Annotated in this window: 1 protein-coding gene; it reads left to right on the top strand. The window is 67.6% G+C overall.

Features of this window, described 5'->3' with window-relative positions; genetic code table 11:
• Positions 1 to 46: 46 nt before the first annotated feature.
• Positions 47 to 1,204 (top strand): IS30 family transposase, encoded by a 1,158-nt coding sequence (locus AB0N06_RS38935; protein WP_366139383.1) that lies wholly within the window; start codon positions 47 to 49, stop codon positions 1,202 to 1,204.
• Positions 1,205 to 1,230: the final 26 nt, after the last annotated feature.

Consider the following 1,230-nt stretch of genomic DNA (forward strand, 5'->3'; position numbering starts at 1 on the left):
GGGCGGTTTCCATCGGTGGTTGCGACTCCTGGAAGGAGTCCGTCCGATGCCGAAGTATCCGCCGAACCGGCTGCCGCTGTCGGTGCCCAAGGAGTACTTCGAACTGCGTAGAGGTGGCCTGAAAGGGGCAGCCGCTGCCCGCCATGTGGGCGTATCCACCAGCGCGGGCTCGTTGTGGTTCATCAAGGCTGGACGCATGCTGCTGCCCGACAAGCCCATCGACGAACGCTACCTGACCCAGGACGACCGGATCGCGATCGCCGAGGGCCTGCTCGCCGGCCGCACGGCGTCGGCGATCGCCGACGACATCGAAAAGCACCGCTCCACCGTCTACCGGGAGATCTCCCGCGGCCGGGGCGCCGACGGCACCTACAATCCCTGGTGGTCGCACAACCAGGCCATCCTCCGCCGGCGCCGCCCGAAGCCGGAGAAACTCCGTGCGAACCCCCAGCTGCGCGACTTCGTCAACGACAAGCTCAAAGAGCGCTGGTCACCGCAGCAGATCACCCGCCACCTGGCCAGCACCCAACCCGGACAACCGGCGATGAACGCCTGCCCGGAGACCATCTACCGCGCCCTCTACAACGGGCTCCTGGAGAAACGCACCGCCCGGCTGCGTACCCGGCGCACCCGCCGCAAGAAGCAACGCCGCGGCATAACCTCCAAGAACGCCATCCCGCGCATGCGCCCGGTCCACACCCGGCCCCGGGAAGCCGACGAGCGTCGGCGGGCCGGGCACTGGGAAGGCGACCTGATCGTCGGCAAGGCGCAGGCATCCGCCATCGGCACCCTTGTCGACCGCGCCACCCGCTACGTCCGCCTCATCCACCTACCGCACGGCTGGAAAGCCCCGCAGATACGCGACGCACTCGTCGAGCAGACCGCCGACCTGCCCGCCTCGCTGCGACGCACCCTCACCTGGGACCAGGGCCGCGAACTCTACCTTCACGAGGAGATAGAAGACTTGACGGGATTCCGGATCTACTTCTGCGACCCGCACAGCCCCTGGCAACGCGGCACCAACGAAAACACCAACGGACTGCTGCGCGAGTACTTCCCGAAAGGCACCAGCCTCACCCACTGCACCGCCCGTGACCTCGTGCAAGTCGAACGGCAGCTCAACGAACGCCCCCGCCGCGTCCTGGGCGACCGCACCCCCGCCGAGGCCATGAGACGCTGGTCAAAGGAACTCGCCTACCGCTGATTCGCAACGATCAGTGGAAACCGCCC

This window comes from Streptomyces sp. NPDC051020 (assembly GCF_040683105.1).
Lineage (GTDB): Bacteria > Actinomycetota > Actinomycetes > Streptomycetales > Streptomycetaceae > Streptomyces.